Below are 4,023 nucleotides of genomic sequence, written 5' to 3'. Positions count from 1 at the left end.
GCGAGATCGGCCACGGCGCGCTGTCCGTCCTCGCCCTCGGCTGGGTCGATCTGGCGGTGGTCCTGGTGTCGTTGGGGATCCCCGGCGCGCTGCTCGCCGCGCCGCTGCAGCCCGAGGCCCCGCCGTGGGTCCGGCTCGGCGGCCCGCTCGCGGGCGCGCTGCTGCTGCCGGTGGCCGCGTATCCGATCGCCGCCTGGGCGGGGGCGCGGGCGGCGGTGTCGCTGGCCGTACTGGCGCCCGGCGACGCGGAGCTGACGGAGGTACGGCGGTCCCGGGCGCGCCTGGTGGACGCGTACGAGGCGGAGCGGCGCCGGATCGAGCGGGATCTGCACGACGGGGCCCAGCAGCGCCTGGTCGCGCTGACCATGAAGCTGGGCCTGGCGGGGCTCGATCTGCCCGCCGGGTCGCGCGCGGCGCGCGAGGTGGCGGAGGCGCACCGGATGGCCAAGGACGCGCTCACCGAGCTGCGCGAGCTGATCCGCGGGGTGCATCCGCAAGTGCTGACGGAGCGGGGGCTGCCCGCGGCGGTGCGGGACGTGGCGACGCGCTCGGCGGTGCCGGCGGACCTCGATATCGACCTGGAGCGTCGGTTGCCGCCCGCCGTGGAGGCCGCGGGCTACTTCGCGGTGTGCGAGGCGCTGGCCAACGCGGCCCGGCACAGCGGCGCGGCCCGGCTGCGGGTCGGCGGGCGGCTGAGCGGCGGGGTGCTGGTGCTGGAGGTGATCGACGACGGGCGCGGGGGCGCGGACCCGGCCGCCGGGACCGGGCTGACCGGGCTCGCCGACCGGGTCGCGGCCGTGGACGGCAGAATGCTGCTGTCCAGCCCGGTCGGCGGGCCGACCCGGCTGCGAGTGGAGATTCCGTGCGGCGGTTGAGCGTGGTGATCGGGGAGGACGCCGTACTGCTGCGCGAGGGCCTGGTGAGCCTGCTGGAGCGGTTCGGGCACCGCGTCCCGGCGGCCGTCGGCGACGGCCCCTCGCTGGTCGCGGCGGCCCTGGAGCACGGGCCCGACATCGTGATCGCCGATGTGCGGATGCCGCCCGGCTTCACCGACGAGGGGCTGCGGGCGGTGCGGGAACTCCAGGCGCTGCGGCCGTCCCTGGCCGTTCTGGTGCTCAGCCAGTACGTCGAGCAGACCTTCGCCGAGGAGCTGCTGGCGGCCCGGCGCGGCGCGGGCACCGGCTATCTGCTCAAGGACCGGGTCGGCGACGTCGCCGAGTTCACCGACTCGCTGGCGCGGGTGGCCGACGGCGGCACGGTCATCGACCCCGAGGTGGTGCGGCAGCTGCTGGCCCGCGGGCGGGACCCGCTGCGCCGCCTCACCCCGCGTGAGCGCGAGGTGCTGGCGCTGATGGCCGAGGGCCGCTCCAACTCCGCGGTGGCCCGGGCCCTGGTGGTCACCGAGGCCGCGGTGGCCAAGCACATCGCGAACATCCTGCTCAAACTGGACCTCCCGCCCGCCCCCGACGACCACCGCAGAGTGCTGGCGGTCCTGGCGTATCTGCGGGGCTGAGGCGGGGGCGAGGGAGAACTGGTACAGCGCGGCTCAGGCCCAGGGGATGGTGGCGGTGTGGAGCCGCCCGGACCCGTACCGGCCGCGGCCCGTCGGCAGAGCCACGACGGAGGCACCCGTGGGGGCGCCCGCGAGGGCGCCCGCGACCTCGCATGAAGGGTTGGGGATCGGGTGTGTCTCCAGCTCCCGGAGCCGGTCCAGCAGCACCCCTTCGCGCAGCGCCCAGGGGCAGATCCGCAGCTGTTCGATGCCCAGGACGTCCATCGCCGCCTCCGCGACGACGGCACCGGCCAGGGCCTGGTGGGCGCGGGCGGCGGAGATTCCGCGCAGCCGGGCGCGTTCGGCCGCGCTCCTGGCGGCCAGCCGGGGCACCCAGGCCGCCAGCCGGTGCCGGTCCAGGACCCGTTCGGCGTACGGCCCGGCCTTGGCCTTCGGCGCGCCGGTCAGCCGGGCCAGTTGGGCGAAGGTCCTGGAGCTGCCGACGCGGGTCCGCGGCTCGGGCTGGTCGCGCAGCCCCTCGGCCGTCTCGCTGATGACGGACCGTACGAACTGGCGCAGCGCCTTGACGTCCCCCTTCTTCACCGGCCCGGTCTCGGGCAGATGATGGCGGGTCAGCCGCCCGGCCCCCAGCGGTACGGACAGGGCGACGGCGGGCTCGGCGTGGCTGCCGCAGGCGAGCTCCAGGGAGCCGCCGCCGATGTCGAGCAGCAGCATCTCCCCGGCCGACCAGCCGTACCAGCCGCGCGCCGCGAGAAAGGTGAGCCGCGCCTCCTCCTCGCCGGTCATGAACGTCAGCCGGATCCCGGTCGCGTCCTCGACCTCGGCGAGTACGGTCGGCCGGTTGGCGGCGTCGCGGATCGCGGAGGTGGCGAACGGCACCATCGTGTCCACGCCGTGGGCCTCGGCGACCGCCGCGGCCTCGGTCACCGCGGCGACCACCCGCTTGATCGCCTCCTGCTCGATCACGCCCTGCCGGTCGGTGGACTCCGCCAGCCGCACCGGCCGCTTGAGCGAGGTCACCGGTTCGGGCGGACCGCCCGGCGTGAGGTCGGCGATATCGAGATGGGCCGACTGGGAACCGATGTCGAGCACTCCGAGACGCATGTCTGCTGACTGTCCGTTCCCTGGAATTTCACTCATTGTTTCCTTTCGGTCGGAAGGTTCCCGGCCATCCAACCTGTGATGCCGGGCGTGGTGCGGGTCGGCAGGAAGGTGTCACCAGGGCGGGTGATACGCACCGGCCCTGTTCATGGGCCGCCGGCGCCGGTTCGGCGGGGCCCGTGTGCCAGTTGACAACGCATTCAGGCCCGGAACCAATGGGGGGATTGGGCCGGATTCACGTTGTACCTACGATCATGGACAAGACCGTCATGGTGAGAGGCACCGCCATGAGGCACCGTCATGAGACACCGTCATAGTGAGAGGCAGCGGGACACAGCGATGAGCGAGTCGATTTCTCCGGGAGCTTTGGCCGTGCGCTATCTGGGAGGGCCCACCGCGACCCTCGACATCGGTGGCGTACGACTGCTGACCGATCCCACCTTCGACCCGCCCGGGGACTACCCCATCGGTGACCGCAAGCTCGTCAAGACCGCGGGCCCGGCCGTCGCGACCTCCGGCCTCGGCCCCGTCGACGCGGTGCTGCTCTCGCACGACCAGCACCCGGACAACCTCGACCGGGCGGGCCGCGCCTATCTCGACCACGCGGACCTGGTGCTCTCCACGGCGTCCGCGCGGGAGCGGCTGGGCGCGACCGTGACGGCGCTGCCGAACTGGGAGACCTTCGAACTGCCGCGCCCGGCCGGCGGCACGCTGCGGATCACGGGCGTCCCGGCCCAGCACGGCCCGGACGGCACCGAGCATCTGGTCGGCGAGGTGACCGGCTTCGTGGTGTCGGGGGGCGGACTGCCGACGGTGTATGTGAGCGGCGACAACGCCTCGCTGGACGTGGTGCGCGCGATTGCCGAGCGGTTGGGGCCGGTGGATGTGGCCCTGCTGTTCGCGGGCGCCGCCTCGACCCCGCTGGTTCCCGGGGGCTTTCTGACCCTGCCCAGCGACGAGGCGGCCCAGGCGGTGCGGATCCTCGGCGCGCGGCAGGTCGTGCCGCTGCACTTCGAGCACTGGGCGCACTTCACGCAGGGCGCCGACACGCTGGTCGAGGCCTTCGAGGCGGCCGGGCTCGCCGAGCTGTCGGCGCCCTCGGGAATCGGCGTTTTCACGCAACGTTTGCCGACTGGCAGGCCCAGGGCCCTTGTCGGTCCATATCTACGCGCGTATTTTTGGCCCGGATTCCAAGTCTTCGCATTTCCGGCGCATTTACCCCGCTTCTTCGCCGCGTCCCGCCATTCCCTCGCGCAAGAAAGAGCTCCCTCGTGCCCGAACACATACCCGCGGCCCTGCGTGGCCGTGGTGTCAAGGCGGCCGTCCTCGTAGCGCTTCCCGTCGGTCTCATGGGATCGCTCATCGCCCTCCCCCTCACCGCCCAGGCCACGCCGTCCGCGGACGCCGTC

The 4,023-nt window shown here is 73.6% G+C and carries 3 protein-coding genes and 1 pseudogene; 3 read left to right on the top strand and 1 reads right to left on the bottom strand.

Translation table 11 applies throughout. The annotated features are described in order from the left end of the window. On the top strand, nt 1-875 hold an 875-nt coding region (locus tag CCN51_RS46565), incomplete at its 5' end, for a sensor histidine kinase (protein ID WP_107426261.1). 5 nt (nt 876-880) lie between these two features. Continuing rightward, nucleotides 881-1,513: a LuxR C-terminal-related transcriptional regulator gene (locus CCN51_RS46560; protein ID WP_106436656.1), complete on the top strand. Its 633-nt coding sequence runs from the start codon at nt 881-883 to the stop codon at nt 1,511-1,513. A gap of 33 nt (nt 1,514-1,546) precedes the next feature. On the opposite strand, the gene CCN51_RS46555 is transcribed toward CCN51_RS46560, so the two are convergent. Then, entirely contained in the window at nt 1,547-2,617 is a 1,071-nt protein-coding gene (locus tag CCN51_RS46555) for a Ppx/GppA phosphatase family protein (RefSeq protein WP_014178106.1), read from the bottom strand. Nucleotides 2,618-2,953: 336 nt separating this feature from the next. On the opposite strand from CCN51_RS46555, the pseudogene CCN51_RS46550 reads away from it, so the two are divergent. After that, a pseudogene (locus CCN51_RS46550) lies at nt 2,954-3,694 on the top strand (MBL fold metallo-hydrolase); the annotation flags it as partial. Between the last annotated feature and the right edge of the window lie 329 nt (nt 3,695-4,023).

The organism is Streptomyces milbemycinicus (genome assembly GCF_002154605.1).
Lineage (GTDB): Bacteria > Actinomycetota > Actinomycetes > Streptomycetales > Streptomycetaceae > Streptomyces > Streptomyces milbemycinicus.
This window is presented reverse-complemented; position numbering and strand designations above follow the sequence as displayed.